The 25,687-nt window shown below is 35.0% G+C and carries 28 protein-coding genes and 2 pseudogenes; 5 read left to right on the top strand and 25 right to left on the bottom strand.

All coding sequences use genetic code 11. The annotated features are described in order from the left end of the window. Positions 1–4 precede the first annotated feature (4 nt). Positions 5–586: a DUF6434 domain-containing protein gene (locus ACXKY9_RS17520; protein WP_001247881.1), complete on the top strand. Its 582-nt coding sequence runs from the start codon at positions 5–7 to the stop codon at positions 584–586. An 8-nt stretch (positions 587–594) separates the two neighbouring features. Here the strand turns inward: ACXKY9_RS17520 and ACXKY9_RS17525 are convergent, their stop codons facing one another. The 7 genes and pseudogenes from ACXKY9_RS17525 to ACXKY9_RS17555 form a co-directional block, all read right to left on the bottom strand. Then, on the bottom strand, positions 595–1,686 hold the full coding sequence (locus ACXKY9_RS17525) for an acetyl-CoA C-acyltransferase (RefSeq protein ID WP_001030509.1): 1,092 nt from the start codon (positions 1,684–1,686) through the stop codon (positions 595–597). Then, a complete protein-coding gene (locus tag ACXKY9_RS17530) occupies positions 1,679–3,142 on the bottom strand; it encodes an acyl-CoA synthetase (protein WP_000513143.1) in 1,464 nt (487 codons plus the stop codon). The genes ACXKY9_RS17525 and ACXKY9_RS17530 overlap by 8 nt, the downstream gene beginning before the upstream one ends. Before the next feature lie 66 nt (positions 3,143–3,208). Continuing rightward, positions 3,209–3,784, bottom strand: coding sequence for a biotin transporter BioY (locus tag ACXKY9_RS17535; protein ID WP_038415209.1), 576 nt, complete (start codon positions 3,782–3,784; stop codon positions 3,209–3,211). 123 nt (positions 3,785–3,907) lie between these two features. Then, positions 3,908–5,521 (bottom strand): long-chain fatty acid--CoA ligase, encoded by a 1,614-nt coding sequence (locus ACXKY9_RS17540; RefSeq protein ID WP_000980175.1) that lies wholly within the window; start codon positions 5,519–5,521, stop codon positions 3,908–3,910. Positions 5,522–5,689: 168 nt separating this feature from the next. Continuing rightward, positions 5,690–6,478 carry a helix-turn-helix domain-containing protein gene (locus ACXKY9_RS17545; RefSeq protein WP_000505619.1) on the bottom strand — a complete coding sequence of 263 codons (789 nt, stop codon included), beginning with the start codon at positions 6,476–6,478 and terminating at the stop codon, positions 5,690–5,692. Between the two features lie 267 nt (positions 6,479–6,745). Next, a pseudogene (locus ACXKY9_RS17550) lies at positions 6,746–7,306 on the bottom strand (GNAT family N-acetyltransferase). Further along, positions 7,303–7,506: a hypothetical protein gene (locus ACXKY9_RS17555; RefSeq protein ID WP_000810210.1), complete on the bottom strand. Its 204-nt coding sequence runs from the start codon at positions 7,504–7,506 to the stop codon at positions 7,303–7,305. The pseudogene ACXKY9_RS17550 and the gene ACXKY9_RS17555 overlap by 4 nt, the downstream one beginning before the upstream one ends. A 152-nt stretch (positions 7,507–7,658) precedes the next feature. Here ACXKY9_RS17555 and ACXKY9_RS17560 point away from each other — a divergent pair, with 152 nt between their 5' ends. Together ACXKY9_RS17560 and ACXKY9_RS17565 are read left to right on the top strand one after the other, a co-directional pair. Then, a complete protein-coding gene (locus ACXKY9_RS17560; protein WP_000214338.1) occupies positions 7,659–8,468 on the top strand; it encodes a GNAT family N-acetyltransferase in 810 nt (269 codons plus the stop codon). A gap of 171 nt (positions 8,469–8,639) precedes the next feature. Next, positions 8,640–8,843: a CsbD family protein gene (locus tag ACXKY9_RS17565; protein ID WP_000160423.1), complete on the top strand. Its 204-nt coding sequence runs from the start codon at positions 8,640–8,642 to the stop codon at positions 8,841–8,843. A gap of 87 nt (positions 8,844–8,930) precedes the next feature. Here ACXKY9_RS17565 and ACXKY9_RS17570 read toward each other — a convergent pair whose 3' ends face one another. The 12 genes from ACXKY9_RS17570 to ACXKY9_RS17625 form a co-directional block, all read right to left on the bottom strand. Continuing rightward, positions 8,931–9,917, bottom strand: coding sequence for a HoxN/HupN/NixA family nickel/cobalt transporter (locus ACXKY9_RS17570; protein ID WP_000265977.1), 987 nt, complete (start codon positions 9,915–9,917; stop codon positions 8,931–8,933). After that, a complete protein-coding gene (locus tag ACXKY9_RS17575; protein WP_000185993.1) occupies positions 9,904–10,536 on the bottom strand; it encodes an AmiS/UreI family transporter in 633 nt (210 codons plus the stop codon). The genes ACXKY9_RS17570 and ACXKY9_RS17575 overlap by 14 nt, the downstream gene beginning before the upstream one ends. 18 nt (positions 10,537–10,554) lie before the next feature. After that, a complete protein-coding gene (locus ACXKY9_RS17580) occupies positions 10,555–11,376 on the bottom strand; it encodes an urease accessory protein UreD (protein ID WP_000841915.1) in 822 nt (273 codons plus the stop codon). Beyond that, positions 11,373–11,990, bottom strand: a complete 618-nt coding sequence (gene ureG, locus ACXKY9_RS17585) for an urease accessory protein UreG (RefSeq protein WP_000594928.1) — start codon at positions 11,988–11,990, stop codon at positions 11,373–11,375. The genes ACXKY9_RS17580 and ureG overlap by 4 nt, the downstream gene beginning before the upstream one ends. Before the next feature lie 14 nt (positions 11,991–12,004). Continuing rightward, positions 12,005–12,703, bottom strand: a complete 699-nt coding sequence (locus ACXKY9_RS17590) for an urease accessory protein UreF (protein WP_000946573.1) — start codon at positions 12,701–12,703, stop codon at positions 12,005–12,007. Beyond that, positions 12,681–13,136: an urease accessory protein UreE gene (locus ACXKY9_RS17595; RefSeq protein ID WP_000582805.1), complete on the bottom strand. Its 456-nt coding sequence runs from the start codon at positions 13,134–13,136 to the stop codon at positions 12,681–12,683. Before ACXKY9_RS17595 ends, ACXKY9_RS17590 begins: the two co-directional genes overlap by 23 nt. Positions 13,137–13,154: 18 nt before the next feature. Beyond that, the gene (ureC, locus tag ACXKY9_RS17600; protein WP_000008665.1) at positions 13,155–14,867 is read right to left on the bottom strand and encodes an urease subunit alpha; all 1,713 of its coding nucleotides are present in this window, start codon (positions 14,865–14,867) and stop codon (positions 13,155–13,157) included. Position 14,868: 1 nt separating this feature from the next. Further along, positions 14,869–15,198, bottom strand: coding sequence for an urease subunit beta (locus ACXKY9_RS17605; protein WP_000612160.1), 330 nt, complete (start codon positions 15,196–15,198; stop codon positions 14,869–14,871). A gap of 14 nt (positions 15,199–15,212) precedes the next feature. Next, positions 15,213–15,515 (bottom strand): urease subunit gamma, encoded by a 303-nt coding sequence (locus ACXKY9_RS17610; protein WP_001241327.1) that lies wholly within the window; start codon positions 15,513–15,515, stop codon positions 15,213–15,215. A gap of 137 nt (positions 15,516–15,652) precedes the next feature. Further along, positions 15,653–15,901 carry a DUF2164 domain-containing protein gene (locus ACXKY9_RS17615; RefSeq protein WP_000981075.1) on the bottom strand — a complete coding sequence of 83 codons (249 nt, stop codon included), beginning with the start codon at positions 15,899–15,901 and terminating at the stop codon, positions 15,653–15,655. A gap of 19 nt (positions 15,902–15,920) precedes the next feature. Next, positions 15,921–16,373: a peptidoglycan recognition protein family protein gene (locus ACXKY9_RS17620; RefSeq protein ID WP_000404192.1), complete on the bottom strand. Its 453-nt coding sequence runs from the start codon at positions 16,371–16,373 to the stop codon at positions 15,921–15,923. A gap of 15 nt (positions 16,374–16,388) precedes the next feature. Further along, a complete protein-coding gene (locus ACXKY9_RS17625; RefSeq protein WP_002101224.1) occupies positions 16,389–17,210 on the bottom strand; it encodes a protein phosphatase 2C domain-containing protein in 822 nt (273 codons plus the stop codon). 126 nt (positions 17,211–17,336) lie between these two features. Between ACXKY9_RS17625 and ACXKY9_RS17630 the strand changes: the two genes are divergently transcribed. Continuing rightward, complete coding sequence (locus ACXKY9_RS17630) at positions 17,337–18,146, top strand: YitT family protein (RefSeq protein WP_000251344.1); 810 nt, start codon at positions 17,337–17,339, stop codon at positions 18,144–18,146. A gap of 19 nt (positions 18,147–18,165) precedes the next feature. Here the strand turns inward: ACXKY9_RS17630 and ACXKY9_RS17635 are convergent, their stop codons facing one another. Beyond that, the gene (locus ACXKY9_RS17635) at positions 18,166–18,537 is read right to left on the bottom strand and encodes a VOC family protein (RefSeq protein ID WP_000800768.1); all 372 of its coding nucleotides are present in this window, start codon (positions 18,535–18,537) and stop codon (positions 18,166–18,168) included. Positions 18,538–18,774: 237 nt separating this feature from the next. On the opposite strand from ACXKY9_RS17635, the gene ACXKY9_RS17640 reads away from it, so the two are divergent. Beyond that, complete coding sequence (locus ACXKY9_RS17640; RefSeq protein ID WP_000087661.1) at positions 18,775–20,307, top strand: BA3702 family sensor histidine kinase; 1,533 nt, start codon at positions 18,775–18,777, stop codon at positions 20,305–20,307. A 43-nt stretch (positions 20,308–20,350) separates the two neighbouring features. On the opposite strand, the gene ACXKY9_RS17645 is transcribed toward ACXKY9_RS17640, so the two are convergent. The 5 genes and pseudogenes from ACXKY9_RS17645 to ACXKY9_RS17665 all read right to left on the bottom strand — a co-directional run. Beyond that, positions 20,351–20,959 carry an alpha/beta hydrolase gene (locus ACXKY9_RS17645; protein WP_000975485.1) on the bottom strand — a complete coding sequence of 203 codons (609 nt, stop codon included), beginning with the start codon at positions 20,957–20,959 and terminating at the stop codon, positions 20,351–20,353. A gap of 24 nt (positions 20,960–20,983) precedes the next feature. Then, positions 20,984–21,922: a ring-cleaving dioxygenase gene (locus ACXKY9_RS17650; protein WP_000412731.1), complete on the bottom strand. Its 939-nt coding sequence runs from the start codon at positions 21,920–21,922 to the stop codon at positions 20,984–20,986. A gap of 543 nt (positions 21,923–22,465) precedes the next feature. Continuing rightward, entirely contained in the window at positions 22,466–22,954 is a 489-nt protein-coding gene (locus ACXKY9_RS17655; RefSeq protein ID WP_001183922.1) for a cytochrome c biogenesis protein CcdC, read from the bottom strand. Positions 22,955–23,065: 111 nt separating this feature from the next. Next, positions 23,066–24,640, bottom strand: coding sequence for an FMN-binding glutamate synthase family protein (locus ACXKY9_RS17660; protein WP_000005164.1), 1,575 nt, complete (start codon positions 24,638–24,640; stop codon positions 23,066–23,068). 67 nt (positions 24,641–24,707) lie between these two features. Continuing rightward, a pseudogene (locus tag ACXKY9_RS17665) lies at positions 24,708–25,619 on the bottom strand (oxidoreductase); the annotation flags it as partial. Between the last annotated feature and the right edge of the window lie 68 nt (positions 25,620–25,687).

The following is a 25,687-nucleotide window of genomic DNA, read 5'->3' on the forward strand; positions in this document are numbered from 1 at the left end:
ATTCATGCGACCATCTTTAACAAAAACTATATCTCTTACAGATTTCCAAAATTATTATTGGTTAAAAGCAGAACTGCAAACATTTTGTCGCGAGCATGGTCTGCCAGCTAGTGGCTCTAAGATCGAAATAACCGAGCGTATCTCACATTATTTAACTACGGGGAAAGTCTTAAAAAACAGCTCTGTGCCAAAAGTGAGCAAAGCTCCCCTCTCTTATAAAGACCTTTCTCTTCAAACGATTATTACTAAAAATCACCGCTGTAGCGAAGATGTTCGTGCTTTTTTCAAAGAAAAAATCGAAACAAACTTCCGCTTTACAGTAGCTCTTCAAAAGTTTTTTAAAGAGAATGTTGGAAAAACATATGAAGACGCGATAACATTTTGGTATGAAGAAAACGAACGAAAAAAAGATCCTACTTATAAAACAACGATCAGCGCGCAATTTGAATACAATCGCTTTACTCGGGACTTTTTCAAAGATCCAAATAATAAAGGAAAAGCAAAAGCTGATGCGATTGCTGCTTGGAACGAAATGAAAGCGAAGCCTGGCAGCAATGTTTATGTTCCTCAAAAAGTAGAAAACTAGTTACCTCACTAGTCTTCTACTTTCTCAAATAATAGCGCAATCCCTATCCCGCCTCCAATTCCTAATGTAGCAATTCCATATTTCATAAACTCTCTTTGAGCCTGATAAAACAAACGTGTTACAAGCATAGCCCCAGATGCACCGTACGGATGACCGAGCGCAATTGCCCCACCATTTACATTTAATTTTTCATACGGAATTTGTAACTCTTTTGCGCAAGCAACAACTTTTGAGGCGAATGCTTCATTTATTTCAAAATAATCGATGTCCTCTACTTTTACATTCATTTCGTTTAATAATCTGTTCACCGCAAATATCGGACCAGTCCCTGGAAGATTGGGATCCACTCCCACTACAGTACTACGAACGAAACGAAGGACAGGTTTATAACCGAACTTTAGGGCTTGTCCCTCTTCCATTACAAGAACAGCACATGCCCCATCATTTACACCACATGAATTACCTGCCGTCACTGTTCCATTTTGTAAAAATGCGGGCTTCGTTCTTTTAATGATTCGTTCATAATTCATTTCTGGCTTTATAGATTCATCTAATAATCCATTAAAAGAAAATATTTCATCATGTATATATCCTTTTTCTAACGCTTGCAGTGTCCGCTTATAACTAAGACAAGCGTACTCGTCTTGCATTTCTCTCGTTATGTTATAACGCTCCGCAACATATTCAGCCGCTACTCCCATGTCAGGATCACCAATTGTTTCAGGTGAAAATCTTGCTCTTTTTTGAAAAGGTGACGTACTTGTACTCTCTACTCCTCCGGCGATATAGCAATTACCTGCCCCGCCTTGAATGAGATGACACGCAGTTCGAATTGCTTCTAAACCAGCACCACATTGCCGATCAATCGTTACACCAGGAATATGATAGCCAAGTCCTGCCTCTAAAGCAGATAATCTTGCAACATTCCCTCCTGGCCCAACAACATTTCCTAATATAACATCGTCTATCTCTCTCTTAATTCCTTTACTTAAAAACGTAAGAAGCGGCGTTGCTAATTGCTGAACTTCATACTCTTTTAATATCCCATCCTTCTTACCGATAGGTGTTCTTTTCGCCTCTACAATAACTGCCTTATTCATATGTTTTCTCCCGGTTTTCAATCATACTTTTTGCTTCCATACGAGCGATTTTCCCACTATTTGTATAAGGTATTCCATCTACAAAATGCCATTCTTTCGGTATTTTAAACGAGGATAATCGTTGTAAGCAAAAACTCTTTAATTGTTGTTTCGTAGCACTTCCTTTTACGATCGCGACGGGCTTTTCACCCCAGTAACTATCTTTCACACCAATTACAACTATTTCATCAACAGCTGGGTGTTCATGTAATACACTTTCTATTTCTTCTGGATAAATATTGATTCCTCCAAATAAAATCATATTCTTCTCTCTACCAACAATATATATAAAGCCTTCTTCATCTTCATAGCCTACATCTCGCACTGTCATCCAGCCATCTGCATTCAACTCCCGTGTTAAACCCCCATCTATTATGTATCCCATAAAAAACTGATCACTTTTCACATAAACAGTTCCTATCTCGCCTTTTTGTACTTCTTCGCCTGCTTCATTACATATTCGAACTTGCACATTGTGACAAGGTTTTCCTACTGAATTTGGCCTTCTTTCGCTTTCTGCATCGACTAGTGCTGTTACAAAACTTAACTCTGATGCACCATAAAATTCATATCTTTTCGCATAAGGAAATATATTCTTTATTTTTTCTTTCGCTTCAGCTTCCCATTTCGCTCCTGATGAAATAATTTTCATTTTATTTTCTATTAATCTATTTTCTTTATATAAAGATTCAAGCATTGTCGGAACTGTATACATAACCGATATATTTTCAGTTTCTAACTTATCTAATACTTGATTCGGAATGAACTTTCTCATAATGTGCACCGTTTGTCCTACATATAATGCACTTATTGCCCCGTATAAGAAAAGAGAATGAACGAGCGTCCCAGCTATTAAAATTGAATCCTCCATTTTCATATGAAAGTCATGTACATTACAATCAAAACTATGAACCCACGATTGCTGTGCACGTAAAAATGCTTTTGCTTTTCCAGTTGATCCTGATGTAAATCCCATATAAAAGGGAGCATTTCGTAAACTTTCTACAGTGGAATGTGTAGGAAGATATTTCTCTATCATTCTTTTCCACTCATCAATTTCAATTACTCTTCCTTCTTCATCAGGTAGATCATTTACCTTATATCGTTCTGTCACAATCATATCCAGATTACTGATCTCAATTCTTTCTCTGAGCTCATCTTGTTTCCACTTTATATCTAACGGAACACAAACCCACCCGGCCATAGCGGCACCAGCGAATAGTTGTAAAAACTCTATACGATTTTCTAATAGGATTGCTATTGTTTTATTCTTTGATTCTGTTGCGTGCAACCAGTTTGCTACTTTACAAACTGATTCGAACCACTCTTTATATGTTAAAACTCTATCATTTTCCTTTATCGCTATTTTATTTGGTTGTAAAGAGGCATGCTTTTTGTATTCTTTTGTAATACCCATATGAGACGTCCTTTCTTTACAAAAATAATAAAAAGAAACACGGAATTAACGTGTTTCTTCCCTTTATCATCCCGCATTTGTATATTTTCCATTCTTTAAAGCGGGCGTAATAATATGTTTCAATGAACGATGTAATTTTGTTACGAGAATCGCCGCGATAATTGCTTTTATACAATCCCCTGGTAAAAACACAGCACTCACTTTCATTGTCTCCCATACAGAAACATCCATTAAAAACGCTTGTACAGTAATACCAAATACATAAACTACGAAAATACCACCAATTATATTAATACATAATACTTTTATAATAGAAACTTCACGTAAACGCTCAATTAAATAACCAATAACAAACGCTCCAATGATGTAACCAAGTAAATATCCTGCACTTGGCCCAACAAATACACCAAGGCCACCGCGTCCACCAGCAAGTAATAGTGCTCCAACTCCTACAATAAGTAAGAAAATAAGCTGACTTAATGCACCAAGGCGTGACCCTAACAATCCACCCGCAAGCATAACACCGAGTGATTGCAATGTAATCGGAACTGGTGTAATAGAAAGAGCAATCGGAGGTATTAACCCTAACACTCCCATAATAGAACTAAATAAAGCGACGAAAACTAATTTTTTTGTATGCATATTTTCTTCTCCTGTTTGTAAACTTAAAAGTGTTTTTAGGTAACATATCACGAAAATTATATTATCTTTCCACCCTTCTTTTGTCAACTTTTATTTAATTTAAGTTTACAAATAAGAATTCACTTATTTCTCTCTATGCAAATGCTCCAGTTCTTTCCGAAGCGCCTGTTTCAAAAACTTCCCAACAGATGTTTTCGGTATTTCTTCCATAAATACAATATCATCTGGTAACCACCACTTCGCAAACTGTGGTTTTAAAAACTCATATATTTCTTCTTTTGTAACCGTACTATTTTTCTTTTGAACGACGCAGGCAATTGGTCGCTCTTGCCACTGAGGGTGAGGAATCGCAACGACGGCCGCTTCAAATATAGCATCATGTGCCATTAAAGCATTTTCAAGATCGACCGAAGAAATCCATTCTCCCCCGCTTTTAATAACATCCTTCGTACGGTCAACAATTTTCACGCAGCCTTCCTCATCAACCGTAACGACATCTCCTGTATATAACCAACCATCACGAAAACCTTCGACAGTACGATTATCGTTATAATAGCTTTCAGCGATCCATGGCGCTCGTAAACATAGTTCTCCCATCTCCGTACCATCCCACTTCACTTCACCATTTGTACCGACTACTTTCATCTCTACACCAGGGACAAGATACCCTTGTTTTGATCTAATTTCTAATTGCTCTTCATACGATAATTCTGTTTCATAACTTTTTAAACGTGCAAGTGTTACGAGTGGGCTCGTTTCAGTCATACCATATGCATGTATGAATGGAACATTATGTTTCTGTTCAAATGCTTTAATAACGCTTTTCGGCGCAGCTGCACCTCCGCATAGTATTCTCGTCATACTAGATAAATCGTAACTATTATTTTCTAACTCTTGTAATACGCCGAGCCAAATTGTCGGCACACCCGCAGCTAACGTCACTTTTTCTGATTGAATCATCTCTAATAAAATTTTCGGGGTAAACATCGGTCCAGGAAGAACTTGTTTTGATCCAAACCAAGTAGCCGCAAAAGGAAGTCCCCAAGCGTTCACATGAAACATCGGGACGATTGCCATTGCTGCGTCACTTTCCGATAAAGCAGCTGTATCAGCTAAACCGAGTGCCATACAATGCAATACAGTACTACGATGCGTATATACAACACCTTTTGGGTTTCCTGTAGTCGCTGACGTATAACACATACCAGCAGGTGTATTTTCATCAATATCTTTTACAAATTGGAAATTGGGATCGCCTTCTTCTAATAGCTTTTCATAATGATATACAGGCTCCAGCATAGTATTTGGAAGTTCATCTTTATCAGTCATAATAATGTAAGCTTGTACAGTTGATAATTGTGATTGAATATTTTCAACGAGCGGTACGAGATCTTCATCTATAAGTAGAATTCGGTCTTCTGCGTGCTGAATAATGTATGAAATATGTTGAGGAGATAAACGAATATTAATCGTGTGCAAAACAGAAGCAATACCTGGAATAGCAAAATACGCTTCTACATGTCGATGATGGTTCCACGCTAATGTTCCTACAGGTTCACCTTCTTTAATTCCAAGCTTTTTCAACGCACTGGAAAGTCTTCTCGTCCTTTCCCCTAACTGCTTATATGTTAACGTTGTAACTGTATCATGTGTCCGTGAAACAATTTCTTTCTTCGAAAACAGTTTCTCTGCTCTTTCCATCATAGAACTAATTGTTAGCGGTACATTCATCATCATATTGGTTATATCCCCCTTTAAAGCGTTTTCATTTTTCGTTTATTATAACAGACTTCCGCAAATGGTTACGACATTTTTCTGTTTTTTCTGAATTATTTCTTTGGAAATAATTCAGAACGATAAAAAACATGTTTTGAATACATTGATTCGAAACATGTTTTTTATCTTTTATAAACTATCTACCTTTTTTCTTACTTTCTTTTTCAGTTTAAAAATAAAACGATTACTGTATTCCTTATTTTCTACTAAAATTCGATATATCTCCCATACTCCTAACACACGAACAAAAAGATAAACTCCGATAGCAATAAGTACAACACAGTACGGATAATACTGAACTAATTCCCCTGAAGTGATATGCTTTTTCTCAAACAAAAACGGGATCGCGCCTGCTGCTATAAAACAAAATCCAACGATCATTACCGCGGCATACTTCTTCTTAATAATCACATATCTTTTTGTCAATTCTTTTAGAAAGTTTTGATCAAATAGTAGTTCTTCCTTTTTCAATACATTGTATCGACTCTCTTCTATCGTTACAGGTGCCATCATTGCTCCAATTCCAAGAACAGCAATGATAATGACAAGAAATGTCGACATTGTTGCATTTTCTTTAAATAATAGATACGGTATTGTAGACAAAATAAGCAAACTAAACCTTAACGCTATATATTTTGAAATCTTTTGTCCGTACACTATATACCCTTCTGCCATTTCCTGACTTACGTAATAGCCATCCACATTTTCATTACTTTGCTCTGCAGTTTCTTTTAATAAATAGTCGAGTGATACTTCAAAAACATTTCCAATCATTATTAACTTTTCAGTTTCAGGAAAACCTTGACCGTTTTCCCATTTACTAACCGCTTGCCTTGTTGTGTTTAATTTTTCAGCTAATGCTTCTTGAGAAAGGCCCTTTTCCTTTCTTAATTTAAAAAGCTTTTCACCAAATCCCATATGTGTGCCCCCCTTTGTTTTCTTACCTAAATTGTATGTAGACATTGCCCTTATCTCTATCTTCCCGGGGTTGCACTTTGTCAACTTACGGTTGCGATTGTGTTATTTAGTGGTTTTATAGACGATTTAGCTATTTTCCTTCTATGATTATGGCGTTAATAAACCAAGACCCCTTAACAACCAATTATAACAATTAAAGGTAATTATTGTTATGAAAAATAAAAAAACTCCTTTATTCATTTAAAGGAGTTTTTTATATGAAATATTTCATTTATCCATATATCTTTCTCGAGATATACAATATCTTTTCGTGTCACGATACTTACCTTTAATGAACATATCCTTTTGAATCGTGCACTCGTACTCCATATTCAAACGTTTCATTAATTTTTCAGATGCTTCATTTTCTGAATCACATCCCGCTTCAATACTATTAAGATGCAACTCATGAAAACCATAGTAGAAAAAAGCTAATGCAGCCTCCGTAGCTAATCCTCTTCCCCAATATTTTCGAGATAAGGCGTATGCAATTTCTGCTGTATGTGTGACCAAATCATATTTTATAAATCCACACGTGCCTATAAGTTTCTTCTCCTCTTTTAATACAATTCCAAGAGGTGCTACTTGCCCTCCATTATATTGCCCCACAATTTCTTCTATATAGTTATATGTGTCACATAACGATCAATGAGCATCCCATACAGTAAAAGTTGTCATCTCTTTATCTGTAGCATACTCATATATATGTAAACTATCACTCATATTCATTTTCCTTAACATAAGTCGTTTCGTATACAAAGTTGGATATGACCACTTCTCAATAATCATAAAGGTTTCTGTTTAAACCTTTCATAATTCCTTACCTTTAATAAAAGGATATTCCCACAATCTGTACAAATATAAGCATCCACCGGTGAAGATGTGAACATCGTTTCCTTTTTCCGTATTTGTGCATATCCAACAAACTCACCTTCTCCTATATTTTGAGAACCACAATTAGAGCATGTCTGCACGTCTTTCTGTTTCATGAGAGCACCACCTTTAATCTGTTTCTACTCCCTTCGACAGTTCAATTCCATTTCCCTTCCAAAAAACTTCTTATTCTCCTACATTACAACAGGAATCTCAAAACAAAAATCGTATATATACTATGAAATATATTTATTAACGGAGGAATTTTATGACTACTGTTATGACACTCGATATAGCAACAGAAATTGAAAATGCAGAAATTGATATGCTCTCTTCTAGATTAGAGAGACTACAAACAATAAGCGGAAACCCCATGCAAGTGCAAATAAAAAAATTCGGTAGCGCCACTGCCTTTTCATCAAAAATAATTGCTGGTCCTGCTTTTAATACGGTAAAAGGTATTACAAATGCAGATGCGATTGATGCAATCATTTCTTATTATGAATCACTACAAATCCCTTGTCGTTTTGAAATTACCCCAGCACAAGGTACAACTGAATTATTTCAATACTTATCTCAAAAAGGGTTTTATCAATCTAGCTTCCATACCGCTTTGTATAGTATACCGAGAGAGGGTTCATCACTTCTTCCTTCTAATATTACAATACGAAAACTAAAAGAAAATGAGTTTGATATTTTTGCAGACATTTATGTATGTGGATTTAATATGCCATCCTTTACAAAAGATAGCGTGCGCCAAAATAATGAAATTCTTTACAATGAACCAGGATGGCATTTTTTCATAGCTGAAGTTCAAAATATCCCTGCTGGTATTGGTGTCCTGTATATAAATAAGGGTGTCGCATCATTAGCTGCTTCTGCTACTTTGCCAGAATTTCAGCGTAAAGGCTGTCATACTGCATTAATTCAAAAACGAATTAAGACAGCTATTGAATCCAATTGTACTTTAATAGTTGGACAAGCAAGGTTCGGTAGCGGCAGTCAAAATAACATGGAACGTGCCCACATGAAAATTGCTTATACAAAATCAATATGGACCGCAAGAGACATATTATAATTTACTTTATTTCTCCTTCCGTTACATTTTTAAACATTTTATGACAATTCCTTTTCTATCCTATTAATCATTTGAATATTCCAACTAGATTTGTTACGCTATTACTAGGTACATCATTCAACTTGCACTATGAAAAGAGAATTCTAATCAAACTACAAGGAGGAGAAATGTATGACTAAGCATGAACACGGTTTAAAAGAAAAAGTAGAAGGTGCCATTGATAAGGTAAAAGGCGAAGTAAAAGAAGCTGTTGGGAAAGTAACTGACAATAAGAAATTACAAGCTGAAGGAAAATGGGATAAGGTGAAAGGCACTGCTAAAGATACAGTTGGTAATGTGAAAGAAAAAGTACATGAATATAAGGAACATAAATAATAAAAAACACGTTGGATGAATTTTCATCTAACGTGTTTTTTATTTTACTTTATATACATAATGAACCAAATGACATATGATATATTTTTATTTCTCTATGCTCTTTGTAAGCGGTTCTTTAAAGGCATTTCTATTCCATACAACAAAAACAATAAGAGAAATAATAAAGAATGCAACAAGACATATACCCAGATAATCAAAATTAACTACTTGTATGAGATTCCAAAACGGGCCCTGTAAATTATAGCTTTCAATAAGCAAAGATAATAGTTGATATCCCCCTATTAAAAAAGCCGTAATAACAGATATTGAGGTAATTAATACATTATATGAATTTCTTATTCGACTATTTTCCATTGCCCACTTATAATTCGTATTCATGAATGTACTATCTAATGTATCCATCAATGACATTCCGGCAGCAAACAAAACGGGGAAAGCAAATATACTTACAAGTGGAATAGATTGACTTGTTGCAGTTACTGTAGAAAGAGCAATTAATCCAATTTCACTCGCTGTATCAAAACCAAGTCCAAATAAAAAACCGATTATATACAATTGCTTCTGACTATCAATAAACGTAAATAAGCGCTGTGTGAAACGATATATAAACCCTAAATTTTCTGGCTGTTTGTCCTCGTGGCTTCTCAACACTTTAATAAGGTACAACAGATTGGTAAGACCAATAATGATAAGGAATGTACTAGAAACGATTGTACCGATAATACCGCCTATAGTTGAAAAGCTCTCCATTCCATGTTTTGCCGTTTTTCCAATTAAAGCAATTAATACAATCATCGCAAATACTACCGTAGAGTGTCCTAATGAGAAGTAAAATCCCACCCCCTGTGAGTTTTTACCTTTTTCAATTAATTTCCGAACAGTATTATCAATTGCGACAATATGATCACTATCAAACGCATGACGCAACCCTAAAGAATATGCAATAATAGCCATTCCGATTATGCTATTACCTTTATATAGCGCCGGTAATAATAATAAAATTCCAAGCACATGAAGAAATATAATAATAACAAAAAAGTTGGTTGCCTTTTTCAGTTCACTTTTCCACATAGTTACTAACCCTTTCTACTTTAAATTGAATACTCTTGAAAAAGAAAAGTGCCATAATAAAAACTAAAATCGTTATAATAGTCGCTAAAATAATTACAAAATTATTTAACACGTCGGTATGATTTGTAAGTGTTAACAGAGCTGGTACTGTTGCAGTAATCCAAGATTCAATGAAGCAAACAATACCTACATAAATATGAATCTTCTTTTTCAATCCATCTTGTAGGAAAAATAAAAACCAAAGGAATGCCCAAAAGAACCAAATTATTGTACTTTGCAAACTACCACTCTCATGTAATTGATTCACAATTCCCATAACCGTTGCAATGATAGCAACCCAAAGAGAATAGTAACCTACACCTGAAGAATCAAGTTTTAATATATTCGTAAGACCAACATATAAATAAGTAAAACCAAATAAAAAAATAGTTCCATTAGATAGGATAGTCCACTCATCGGATTGACTTCCTGTAAATAATAAATATAATGGTGTCAAAGTTTGTAATGCCCCTACAAATAAATTAAAGTATCCTACACTTTTGCTATCAATAAGTTTAAAAGCTGCTAGTGAATTCATAAATAGAACTGCACCGACAAACAATAATCCCACATTAGTCATAGTATCCCCTTCTCCTACTTAATATTTTCGATAGGATGTTAATTCTTCATGTAGACAATTCTCTCTAACAAAACGATGACACTGAAAAAATATAGACTCCATATCCTCAGTATTATGACTAAGTATGCGAATGACAAAGCCTTTACATGGTGTAGAAGATATTCCAATTTTCATATTGTTAGTGTTAGAAAGTGATGTTTTCAATGTTGCAATTAAATCATTTGTAATGTTCTCATTAATAACTATGAAAGTACCATAATGGGAATATTGATTTAATATTCCCATTTGATCTAACGACTCTTTGAAAGGGTTTAGCAATAAATGATCGTATACTACAAGTTTATTTTCCATATATATTTTTGTTAACGAATCAAAATATTGGTATGTGAACTTCTCCATATTTGGCGACCAACCAGGCGTAACTGAATCGCATAAAATCAATGTAGAATTATTTTGCATATATATATTTGTTTTTTGCTTATATGCTGCATCCTTGTACATAATTAACGGGTCTGGTAAATACTCCATAACAGCATTCTCACCAATATAAAAATTCAATTCTTGCAAAGCATAACTATTTGGAGTCTTGTAAACTTTCGTTGCTGATTGGCTTGTTATATATGTTTTCGCATCTTTACCAACATTTATATTTATAGAATAGAAATCTCCTTTTAAATAGCCTCCACCAGAATTCATAATATAGTAATATGCTCTACCATACTCATCCAAATATATTGGCTGCGTTACTTTTAAGGCATCTTTATGATAAACCTTAATAGGTACGGTTTTATGTCTCTTTTCCATCATATCAATGTTTAAGACACCTGTAGGGGATTTCATTTTTTCAGTCCTTCTAACATAATGTTCTGTCTCATCCAATTTATTAATTCTTGTAAACCTTCCTCATCCTTCAAATTTGTAAAAAAGTATGGTTTATTATGTCGGTAATTTTTCGTATCCTGCTCCATAACTCCAAGATTAGCTCCTACATAAGGTGCCAAATCCGTTTTATTAATTACAAATACATCAGATTTGATCATTCCTTGTCCACCTTTACGCGGAATCTTTTCTCCCTGTGCCACATCAATAATATAAATTGAAAAATCCACTAGCTCCGGACTAAATGTGGCAGCTAAATTATCACCCCCGCTTTCAATAAAAATAATATCTAAATTATTATGTCTAATCATGAGTTCTTCAATTGCTTCAAAATTCATAGAAGCGTCCTCTCGAATTGCTGTATGCGGGCACCCCCCTGTCTCTACACCAATAATTCTATCTTCTGATAAAACACCTGTTTTCAATAAAATCTTTGCATCTTCTTTCGTATAAATATCGTTTGTAATTGCTGCAATTTCATAATCTGTATTTAGATGTTTTGTTAACTTTTCAACTAACATGGTTTTCCCAGCACCTACCGGACCACCGATACCAATTTTAATAGGCTTTATCATTTTATTCTTCCTCCCTATGACATGAAGACCCTTACATTTACATCTTCATGTTGCATTTGATTTATTTCGAATTCAGGATCATTCAATCCAAAATCTTCTAATGAAAGTATTTGAATTCTATCAATAGATTCGCAGATTAATTCATGGCATTCTTGTAATAGTTTTTGACCATCTGTTTGTCCAAGAGGAATGGCTCTCACACCGTTTTGAATTATACTTCCAACACTTGAGTATAAGAAAACTAAGAGCGTTTCTTCTATTGTCATTTTCAATTCCGCCCCTAATATTCCGTATACAATACTCGGATGACCTTGTAATTTATTACCCATAATATTTTCTTTATATATATTTAAATTTACAAACGAGAACAATTCACACAATAATTTAGAAGTACTTTTACTAATCATTCTATTTGCTTTTCTACATTCAAAAGGCAATGTTTGTGCTGTTATTAAATCATCTAAAAATGTAATTTGTTCTCCCTCATTATTCTTAATGGCTTCGTAAGTATATTTGCAAATTAAGCCGTCCGTGTATGTTAATTGGACTTTTACATATCGATTAACCCATTTGAAAAACCCGTCTTTATTTGTAACTTGTCCCTCTTGAATAAATGTTTCTAATCCAAAAGAGTGACTAAAACTTCCTGTTGGGAAGTTCGAATCACTAATTTGGAGTAGGTTAAGTAGGTTAAATATGTTTGTGCGAAGCATGCTTGAACGGTTTTGGTAATACTCTATTTTCTTTTTGATAAGGAACACCTTCCTTTTTAAGTAAATCTTCTACTAAGTAGTCGTTCGCCAAAATCATGCACCCTTCATCGAATTGTGCTGGTAAATGTCTATTCCCTAAGTTATGAGCAATAATCCCCATTTCTTTTATTGATTTTGGAGTAATTACAATTACCTCTTCTGGTAATACTTCAATATACACAATTCGATTTTCATCTTCATATAAAATATCACCGTTCTTTAATGTTTCTCCACTATCTAAAGACACCCCAATTTCAAAACCAGATTCTGAATATAATTTCTGAACTCTCTTCAGTAAAAGCTCACTAGAAATTAATATCTTATCAAGATGCTTTTTTGTGTTTGAGAAATCATTCATATTGCATACGTTGTTATTAATTTTTTCAATAATCATTTTATCTCCCCCGTTATATCAAAATAAAAAATATCTTTGAGCCATAGGTAGTACATCTACTGCTTCACACGTGATTACTTGTCCATCAACTTTAACTTCATATGTCTGCGGATCTACTTCAATTTCTGGTGTTGCATTATTTAACTTCATATCTTGCTTCGAAATCTCTCTCGTATTTTTAACAGGTAATACAACTTTATTTAAACCCAATTTTTCTTTAATATTATTCTCATAAGCTACTTTCGATACAAATGTAATCGAACTTGACTGTACTGCTTTTCCATATGCACCAAACATCTTTTTTTCATAATATGGTTGTGGGGTAGGAATTGAAGCATTCTCGTCTCCCATTAATGCCATCACTACCATTCCGCTTTTCAAAACCATATCTGGCTTAACACCGAAAAATTGTGGATCCCATATTACAAGGTCTGCATACTTTCCTATTTCAATAGAGCCCACGTATTCTGAAATCCCATGTGTAATAGCTGGATTAATTGTATACTTAGCTATATAACGTTGAATTCTATTATTATCGTTATATTCTTTATCTCCCTCTAAACTACCAATCTGCTTTTTCATTTTATCGGCGGTTTGCCAATTGCGAATAATAACCTCTCCAACCCTTCCCATCGCCTGTGAGTCAGAGCTAATCATGCTGAAAACCCCTAAATCTTGCAAAATATCCTCTGCCGCGATTGTTTCTTTTCGAATCCTTGAATCTGCAAACATTACATCTTCTGGAATATTCGCTTTTAAATGATGACATACCATGAGCATATCTAAATGTTCATCCAGCGTATTCACTGTATATGGCAAGGTCGGGTTCGTTGATGATGGTAAAATATTATTCAGCGCAGCAATCTTTATAATATCTGGTGCATGCCCACCTCCAGCTCCTTCAGTGTGGTACGTATGAATAACACGATTATCAATAGCTTTTATCGTTTCTTCCACAAAACCACATTCGTTTAACGTATCCGTATGAATAGCGACTTGAATATCATATTTATCAGCAATCTGTAACGAGTGATTAATTGCTGACGAAGTTGCTCCCCAATCTTCATGGATTTTCAATCCGATAGCCCCTGCAAATATTTGTTCTTCCAGGGCAGGTAAACTTGAACTATTTCCTTTCCCTAAAAATCCAAGATTTATAGGAAAAGCTTCTGCTGCTTCTAGCATTTTTCTTAAATTCCAAGATCCAGGTGTTATTGTAGTTGCCTTAGTCCCTTCTGCCGGTCCTGTTCCCCCACCAATTAAAGTTGTTATACCTGAAGCCAATGCCGTATCAATTTGTTGTGGGGATATGAAATGCACATGTGTATCAATACCTCCAGCTGTAACGATTTTCCGCTCACCAGAAATTACTTCCGTTGATGTTCCAATGATGATATCAATATTATCCATAACTGAAGGATTACCACTCTTACCAATTGCTGAAATCTTCCCATCTTTTATACCAATATCCGCTTTATATACTCCCGTATAATCAATAATAATTGCATTCGTAATAACAACATCCACAACCCCCTGTTCTCTTGTAAGTTGTGAATTTTGTCCCATACCATCCCTAATTGATTTTCCTCCACCAAAGACAGCTTCATCACCATATACAGTGGCATTTCGATCAACATGTGCGAATAATTGTGTATCCGCTAAACGAATAGAATCTCCTGTAGTTGGACCATATAAATCAGCATATTGTTTACGTGACATCTTAAAACTCATGCTATCTCCCTCTTTTTGTGTAAGATTGAATATCGCCATCCACTTTATTTTTAAATCCATATACTTCTTGTTCCCCTGAATATGGAACTAGTTCAATCGTTTTTTCATCTCCAGGCTCAAATCTTACCGCTGTACCTGCTGGAATATTTAAATGTTGTCCAATTGCTACACTGCGATTGAATTTTAATGCCTCATTCACTTCATAAAAGTGGTAATGAGATCCAATTTGAATGGGTCTATCTCCCTGATTTATTACTTTGACTTTCATTGCTTTTTTATTTCCATTACACACTATGTCTTCTTTCGCAAGGATATATTGCCCTGGAATCATAACATTCACTTCCTTTAATGAATTGGCTGATGAATAGTTACTAATTTTGTTCCATCAGGAAAAGTTGCCTCAACTTGAATATCTGATATCATGTCTGCAATACCATCCATAACATCTTCAGCACTTAAAATGTTTTTTCCAAGTTCCATTAATTCCGCTACATTTTTACCATCTCTTGCTCCTTCCAAAATTTCATACGTAATAATAGCGATACTTTCTGGATAGTTTAACTTAAGCCCCCTCTCCTTTCGTCGATAAGCTAAATCAGCCGCAACAACTACTAGCAGTTTATCAATTTCTCTTGGCGTTAATCTCATTACAATCTTCCTTTCTGAAGTATTTTAAAACTAAGAATATTCTAAAAATAAAAGGTGTATTTTCAATGTCTTTTCCGTGTTTTCCCTATGTTTTTTTGCTATCAATCAAATAAAAAAAGAGCCGATGGGCTCTTTTTTTATTTTCCTTCATTCTTCTCTAACACGTATAAATCTTCTTCGATATTCGTTAATTTCTCACTTACAAGCTTTCTTGCATCTCCAATTGCTTGATTGTATGCAAATGGTCCAACTAATTTAACCATTTCTTCTATTAAACGCTCTGCTTGGAAACGTCCAATTTCATCTAAATCTTCTTCAACGAAAAATTGCTGAATTTGCGCTACAAGCTCTTCTTTTTTATCATTTGGTATTTTTATATTCATCATCGTTGTTACTCCTCTATATTTAAGATAATATCTTCCTTAACTCTACCATAGAAAAACGATTACCAGGACAGCTTTTTGTAACTCCTTCTAACTCTCTATGACCTAGTATATTTTCTTTCTTTATAGCAAATTGCTTCATAAACATTTTGCATAAAGAATATAATGCATTCACTTGTGCAGGAGTTGGATCGTATTTATCGAAATTTCCCGTCATACATATTCCAATTGTATGACGGTTATGGTCTTTCGCGTGCGCTCCAATATGTAAACCTCGCCCTTCCACTACAGTTCCGTCCTTTTCGATAAAATAGTTGTAACCAATCCCGCTCCACCCTCTTACAGTTTGATGAAATTCATGCGTTTTATACACGTCCCATCCATCTTCAGCTGTATGGTGGATAATCAGTTGATTTACTTTTTCTAAAGGAACTAATTCATCTTGAAATGTTAGATTGACATATTTAATTTCCATTTGAACTGCCTCCTCTTAAAAATCAATCATAATAATCGTTTTATCATCTGGTTTTATTCTCTTTTCCCCTTCCAGCTTTTCAATGATTGCTACATATTCGTTTATACTATTCTTTCTTATATATGCAACAGTTTGTTCTAATGACCAATCTGGGTGGAATAACCCGTCTGAACAAATAAAAATTCCACTCACTTCATCTATATGTAATTCACCATGTTGTAAATAATGTATCGCTTCTTTCATTCCATTTGCAACTGAATAACCATTTGGCATATTTGCAAGATAACGATTGTATTTTAACTGTTCTCGCACATCTTGAAAAACATATTCTTCTGGTACAGATAACCCTTTTTTACGATCTTCTTCCCTCTTCCTTTTTGCTCGTTTACTAATTCCTTCAACTGTGTCTTTCGTTAATACTTGCATCGTTCCATTTTGAAAAGTTGCGACAATCATACAGTCCCCAAGCTGCGCATATTCAATTTTCTCACCAACTATTTGAACTGCCGCGATACATGTGCACCACAAATGCTCTTTTTTTCTCGTGTCTACTTCATATTCTAACATTTTGCTTTGTAATGCTTCATTTGCTTTGGTAACTGCAAATTGTAAACTATGATTCTCTCGTAATGCAGTAAAATAATTTGCAAATAAATGCGAAGCGATGTATGCTCCATTATGTCCATTTTCATCACGAAACGGGACAAGTGGTGTTGCACCGTCACATACACCATAAATCTTTTTATCTTTATTACAAAAATAAGAATCCTCACATTCTTGCTTCAACGGGCTTTTCTGTTGATATGTTTTTATCTTCACAACTGTATCCCCTTTCAAATGATAAAATACTCAAATTCTTTCGATTAATCTAATTTACCAAAATAAACTGTTTTTACCCAAAACTTTCAATATCATATATAATCTTGAAATAATATGAATTTTTCAGTGAAGGACGGGAAAGAAATGGTCAGATTCCTTGGTGTTATTATCGGTTCTATTATTATTGCGGTTGCCTTTAATCTTTTCCTTATCCCCCACAAAATTTTAAGTAGTGGAATTGGCGGAATTGCTATTATTTTAGGGATTGTAACCCCTGTAAACACAGGCATTATTAACTTTGTATTAAACTTACCTATCCTTATTTTAGGGTACATAGGCCTTGGAAAAAAAGTGATTTTTAACACAGTTGTCTCTGTAGTTGTATTATCTGTTGCATTATACTACGTTCCAGTAAAAGTCGTAGCAACAGATCCATTGTTATCTTCTATCTTCGGGGGTGTCATCGCCGGAGCTGGTATTGGTCTTGTTTTTAACTGTAATGGATCCACTGGTGGATTTGATATTATCGGTATGCTTTTATCCCGCAAGCGAGACATTAAACTTGGCGGATTCCTTATTATTTTAAATGCAGTCGTTGTAATAATCGCAGGATTCTTCTTCACCTGGGATGTTGCACTTACAAGCTTACTTTCAATTTATGTAACTGGTAAAGTAATTGATGCTGTTCATACAAAACATCGTAAAGTTACACTTATGATTGTAACAAATGAAGCAGAAAAAATGAAAAAACAGCTTCTTTCAACTGTTGTACGTGGAATAACGTTACTTGATGGCGAAGGCGCTTATTCAAGCGAGAAAAAGCGTGTACTTATGACGGTCGTTTCTCGTGAAGAATTAGCAAGTATGAAACTTACAATTTCTGAAATTGACCCGAATGCATTCGTTAATATTACAGAAACTGTAGAAGTGTTAGGACTTTTCAGAAGAAGTTAAAGACTAGGTGGGAATACACCTAGTCTTTATTTTGCATAAATTCAATTCTGTTTCCAAACGGGTCTGATACGTAAAATCGAATTACATCTGGCCGTGCATAATCATCAATCACTTTTACACCTTTCTCTATAAGTGTTTGCTTAAATTCATTAACTTCATTCACATAAAAAGCTGGATGAGCCTTTTTAGCTGGTGTAAAGTTCCGCTCGACACCAATATGGATTTCTTGATTTCCACATTTAAACCAACATCCACCTCGTTTTTTCAACTCTTCTGGCTTTGGAATTTCTACCATACCAATTTTATTCCCATAAAAATCACGCGCCTCTTCTTCACACTCTACAGGTGCAGCTACTTGCACGTGATCAATCCCTTGAATATAATTTTTCATTTTCTCTCCCCCTCCTCTACCCTAATGTTATACGGAAAACAGCCGTCTGTAACTTACAAAAGGGTTATAAAACAATATAAGCTCCCCTTATTACCATCCTGCATTCACTTTGCAAAAAAAATAAAAAAATAAAATTTATTCTATAACTTCCATTTTTTATAGAAATACACATCACATCTATATTATAGTTATGAATAGACAAATCTTTTTAGATGCTATTTGTACGGAGGAACTATTATGAGTCGTAAAAAATATTCACCAACTCAAAAAAAACGTCATCCGAACATTTCTAGACGTTTGCGAAACCATATACAAGATCGTTCATTAACAGAAATGTACGCATCTCTGTTCGAACATAATCCTGATAGTATTATTTCATTAAACTTAGAAGGAGTTATTCTACATATAAATCCTTCTGCCGAAAGAATATTAGGTTACACTTCTTTAGAATTAGAACAGAAAAATATTACCTCTATTTTAGGAGCCCATATTTCTGAGCAAGTATTACAAAATATAAAGAATACTGAAGCGGATAATCAACAAGAGTATATCTTATCTATTTATCATAAAAATGGATTCTTATTAGATGTTGTGACAAAACTAGTTCCTATTTTTGTTCAAAATCGTCTTACTGGTGTATACGCTATTATGAAGCCACTTGAAAAATCAGAAAGAATTGAGAATATGCTAAAAGAAAGTAAGAAGAGATTACGTACATTAGTAAACTCCATGCCTGCGTTTGTTATATTTAAAGATCATGAAGGGCGCTGGCTTGAGGCAAATGACTACGCACTTTCTTGCTTCAACTTCCATCATGTACCTTACCACGGGAAAAAAGATAGCGAACTCATTCAATATAATGAAGCATACCGAGAAGCTTTTTTACATTGTGAAGAAGTCGATGAACTAGCATGGCAACAAAGACAAATTCTTCATGGCGAGGAATTTATTATACATAGAGATGATTTCGATTTAATCTTAAGTATATCAAAAGTTCCGCTTTATCATCCTAATGGTTCTCGCAAAGGTCTTATCGTGATGGGGAGAGATGTTACAGAGCTAAAAGAAACTGAAAAGTTACTACGAAAATCTGAGAAGCTCGCAGTAGTCGGACAACTGACAGCTGGAATTGCCCATGAAATTCGAAATCCACTCACTTCCCTAAAGGGTTTTCTAACATTGCTCCTCCCTGAAATAAATGAGGAGCAAAAATGGTATATCGATGTTATGTTAAGTGAGATTTCACAAATGGAATCCATCACGAGTCAATTTATGGCGATGTCTAAGCCACAAGTATTATCTATCCAAACTTGTAACATACAAACTTTAATTGAAGAGGTAGTTACATTTATTTTACCGACTGCAATTATGCATAGCGTTCATATCATCATGGATCATTTTGATTACGTATATGATATTCAATGTGACGGTAACCAATTAAAACAAGTTTTTATAAACATATTAAAAAATGCGATAGAAGCGATGCCAAATGGCGGAAATATTTTCATCCAAACAAAACCATTAGAGGATAATTTCATCTTAATACGAATTATCGATGAAGGTTGTGGCATTCCAGAAGATCGTATCTCCCGTCTAGGCGAACCTTTTTATAGTTTAAAAGAAAAAGGCACAGGACTAGGATTAATGATGTGTTACAAAATAATTGAAGAACATCATGGTAAATTACACATTTCAAGCGAATTAAATAAAGGTACAATTGTTGATATTGAGCTACCACTTTCTTCATCTCATCTTGCAATCCAGTCCTAAATAAAAAAGAAGCATCTGCTAATGGTTAGCAGATGCTTCTTTTTTAAAATACTTTGTCATACCACTCTTTTGCTTTTTCTACTTCACCCATCGTTAATTGATGCCCTCGATTTTCCCAATGCATTGTTACATTCGCGTTTGCATTTTCTAATAGTATCTTCAATTCCTCTGACTCTGCTGATGAACAAATTGGGTCATTTGTCCCAGCAGCAATAAACACAGATTTCCCTGCTAAATTTGCTAATTGCATTCCTCTTCTTGGTACCATTGGGTGATGAAGCACAGCACCTTTCAATGCATTTTCGTAATGGAATAATAAGCTTGCTGCGATATTTGCCCCATTCGAATAACCGATAGCTACAATGTTATTTCTATCGAATTTATATTCTTTAGCCGCTTCATCTAAAAATTCATTTAATTCCTTCGTACGGAAAATTAAATCCTCTTCATCAAAAATGCCCTCTGCTAATCGGCGGAAGAAACGCGGCATCCCATTCTCTAACACATTTCCCCTAACGCTTAATACCGACGCTTCCGGATCAACTATTTCTGCAAGTGGTAGTAAATCTAATTCATTACCACCTGTGCCATGAAGTAATAACAACACTGGTTTTGACGTATCTTTTCCTTTTTGAAAAACATGTTTCATCATAATCCTTTTCCCCCTTCAATCACTTTAATCTAAATTTCTCACTTCAAATGGTAAAAGCGTTTGTTCAATCTGTTTTCTATGTTGTTCATATTGTTCCGGTAACTTTAATTCCTCACCCATCGTCTCTAACGATTCATCATGAGCGAAACCAGGAGGATCTGTTGCAATTTCAAATAAGATTTCACCATGTTCTCTAAAATAAATCGCGTTAAAATAATTTCGATCTTGTACAGGAGTTACGTGATATCCAAAACGCGACACATGCTCTTTCCAGTCTAGCTGATCAGCATCGTCACTCGCTCTCCAGGCAATATGATGAACTGTGCCAACGCCCATTTGGCCACGACCGATTGTTGATAATTTCAAATCAATAATATTTCCAATGTCAGCAGAAGAACGGAATCGAACAAATTCACCCTCTTCTCCAATTTTCTCAAGACCCATAATATGTTCTAACAATTCAGCTGTTTTTTGAGGCTGTGTAGATAAAAGAACAGCACCTCCAAACCCTTTAATTGCTACTTCTGGTGTAACTTCTCCAAAACTCCAATTATTTAATTCGCCTTTTTCTCTTTCAACTAATTCTATATGCAAACCATGCGGATCATCAAATTCTAAATACTGCTCTCCAAAACGAGTCATTTTTGTATACGAAACATCGAATTTTTCTAATCTATTTTCCCAAAACTCCATTGCACCTTTTGGTACAACGTAAGACGTAATTCCTACTTGACCATCTCCAATAATACCTTGACGAGCACCTGCCCATGGGAAAAACGTAATAATTGTTCCAGGCTTTCCTCCTTCATTTCCAAAATAAAGATGGTACGTACCTGGATCATCAAAATTCACTGTTTGTTTCACTAAACGTAACCCCAATACACCAGCATAAAAGTCTACATTTTCTTGTGGATGCCCTACAATCGCTGTAATATGATGGATTCCCATTGTTTTCTTTTCCATTTCTTCCACTCCTTTTTTATTTCATTATAAAAATTCTTTTACATTTAAATTCATTATTCATTTTGTCCATGCTACAAAGTAAAATCCGTCATTATAATTTTATCTCGAATTCGAGATATTAATCACAAAATTACGTATCGGCGTCTAACCTATTGAATTATCTCGAATTCAAGATAATTCACAAAAAATATTTGTTCGATTTATAACCATAATAAATTTTCATTATGAACATTATTTATCTCGAACTCAAGATTTATTATAAGTTACTTATTTTTTATTGTCAATAAGTCCTTACTTTCATTTTTCTTGTTTTCACTTATGGTTCCCTACCTTAACAAACATTTTTTGTTCTTTCAAGTGAACGAGCACTTTTCATTACATGTGAAAACCTTTATAAACGCCTTTATCCCAGTGGATTACAATGATTTTTCAAGGAATTAAAGTAATAATATTCAGAAGATTAAAGAGTGTTTTTTCACACCTTATTTTCATTCCTTTACCCGATAAATTTTAAAAACTAAAAGCCATACAAATGTATGACTTTTAGCTTATTGACGTCTCAAATTTTGCTTTCTCTACATATACTTTACGAAATTTCATATAGCATCCAATACGCCAAGGTACTATATAACAAACCGCAAGAGTGTAGAAAAGAATGCCGATTGACTTTGGATCTAGACCTTGTAAATGTCTTCTAAAATAAGCACGTAAAAGAACGATAACTAAAAATGTAGCAATAAAAGCGATACTTTTTTTTGCATAAATTTGACCATCTTCTCTGACTTCATACCCACTTAAAATAATAAGTGGAATTGACAATAACAGTCCGATCCCAGCAGCTATACCAATTTGCCAACCAGCAAGTTGTATCGGTGCTGCGTATAAAGAAAAACCTGGTAATAAGAAGAATAATGGCAATAGTAGTCGTCTTCCTTTATTATTAATTGGTCGATTCATAGAGCGCATGCGTCTAAATATAACGAGCCCTATGACGAGTAAAAAAATTGTAATACTGTACGAACCTTGCTGCAAGTGAATCTCTCCCTAAAAATAGTCATTTTCAAAAATACTCCCCTATTATACTCCTAATTTTTCCAAAAATATAATTATTCCTCTAAAAAATCTTACACATCAAATATACTTTTAGGTTTGATTTACTATAGGAAACAATTCCGAAAGAGGAACTACTCTCCCCACCTCGTCTTTAAACACAATATGCTCTCTAGTTAAATGGCGCGGGCTCTTCACTCCCGCCGCTGCCGCTAATGAAAATAAACTATATCTCATACTAATAATATAATTCATGACTCGCCACTTCTTCTCATACGGATCTAACGCTTTTTGATAATGCGGATTCGTCGTGGCTACACCAGATGGACATTGACCAGAATTACATTGAAGGGCCATAATACAGCCACTTGCCATCAAAAACCCACGGGCTGAACTTACAGCATCCGCCCCAATCGCTAAAGCAATCGCCACTTTATCTGGTGTGATTAATTTACCCGATGCAAATACTTTAAACTTGTTACGGACACCATAATGGTTTGCTGTATCAATAAATGTAAGTAATGCTGGAATAAGCGGCAGTCCCATACAATCTGCCATCGATTTATACGTTGCCCCTGACCCGCCTTCTGAACCGTCGATTGTAATAAAATCTGGGTAAATGTTTAGTTCTTTCATTGTTTTTATTAAATCTTCCAAAGGCTCCTGCTGACCAATTACAATTTTCATTCCAACTGGTTTACCGCTGTTTTCTTGCAACTGTTGAATAAAACAAAGTGTATCCGCTGCATTCTTTAAAAATGAAAATCGATTCGGTGAATTAATCGTCTCTCCCTTTCGGACGTTGCGAACAAAAGCAATTTTCTCATTTACTTTTTGTCCCTCTAAATGACCACCACGTATTTTAGCACCTTGCCCAAATTTCAATTCGAATGCTCTAATATTACTTTCTTTCGCTTTCTCCATGAATTTTCCCATTGAAAAATTACCGTCTTCATCACGGTATCCAAATAACCCTGGACCAATTTGCGCAACGATACTCGCTCCTGTATGTAAATGTTCTGGAATAACGCCACCTTCACCCGTATTAATCCACGATCCGCCTGCCATTTTTGCTCCAAAACCACTCGCTAAAATATAATTTTCTCCAATCGCACCGTAAGAAGTCGCAGATGCACCAAACATGCCATGTAGCTTCCACGGATATTTACGGTTCTCACCGACTATAATTGCATCATCTTCTTCGTACAGCCAAAGATTCGTTGTATCCGCTGTCAATTTTTCTCTTCTTGAAAATAACCCTTCTTTATGAATCACGTACTTTTTACCTTCCCGCTCTTGCGTGAGATTCACACTTAATTCCTCAGTTAATATCGGAAATAATGTATTAGCAATATAATATCCAGAAGCTTCAAAATCTCGTTTTGATCCAAAACCAAGTATTTCAGAGCGATATTTCGCTAAAAACATAACACTTTGAAAATCATAACGTGAGAAAGGCTTTCCATCCGTATCATGATCAAACCAATATTGTCGAAATTCAGGCCCTATCTTTTCCAGTAAGTAGCGCATTCTTCCTAAGTACGGATGTAATTTTAAAATAGAATGGTGTGTTCGTTTTTTTATAAAAAATGTAATGATAAAAAAGACGATTAAAAGCAACATTAAAAATAGTAATATACTAATAATAACGAGTAGCGTTTCACTCATCCCGCTTCCCCCTATGAAATTCCATAATAAAAGGAGAACACTCGATGTGCTCTCCTTTTATCTTTATTCATACTAACGTAGCAAGATGCTCTTTCGCGTCATATTCAACTAAACTTTCAGCGTGTTTAATTCGATGAACAAAGTCTGGATTAGCAATTAACGGTCTTCCGAATGCCGCTACATCAATCGTTCCTTCTTGCAACGCTTCTTCGGCCTCTTTCGGATTTAAATTACCAACCCCAACAATCGTACCATCCCAATATTTTCTTACTAGTTGATGAAAATTCTTTCCGTCAGCAATCTCTTGCGTATAATTCATCGTTGAAGGATGGATCATCGTTAACCCAACCTCTTTAAACATATTTATGAACGTTTCAATTGCAAACTCAGGATTTTCCCACATATAAGTAGGATTATCACCTTTGAAAGCAGAGAAACGAAGAAGTGTTTTATTAGCTCCAACAGCTTCTATTACAGCCGCCGTTACTTCTTTCATAAACGTTAACCTTTGTTTTAAATCACCGCCATATTTATCTGTTCGCTTATTCGCAAACTCATACGTAAATTGATCGATTAAATATCCGTGTGCACCGTGAATTTCTACTCCATCAAATCCAGCTTCGATCGCATTTTTCGCAGCTTGTGCGTATTGACCGATCACTTCTTGTATTTCTTCTAACGTCATTGCTTCTGGCGTATCAAACGGTTTACGAAAGCGTGGAACATTTCCCTCTGCAGCGATAGCCGATGGTGCTTGTGGCATTTGACCACCAATTATTTCATGATGACTCATACGCCCAACATGCCATATTTGAGCAATAATCGTCCCGCCTTCTTTATGTACTGCCTCTGTAACAGGTTTCCAAGAATCGATTTGTTCTTGTGTATAAATACCTGGTACTCCTGGGTTTCCTTTTGCTCTCGGACTAATGACAATTCCTTCTGTAATAATTAGTCCAATTCCATCCGCAGCACGTTTTGTTAGTGATAGGTAAGGATTTGAAGTTATCTCTACCTTTTCCCCCACTCCACACCGTACGTGAGACT

The sequence above is a fragment of the Bacillus sp. 2175 genome, from assembly GCF_057812155.1.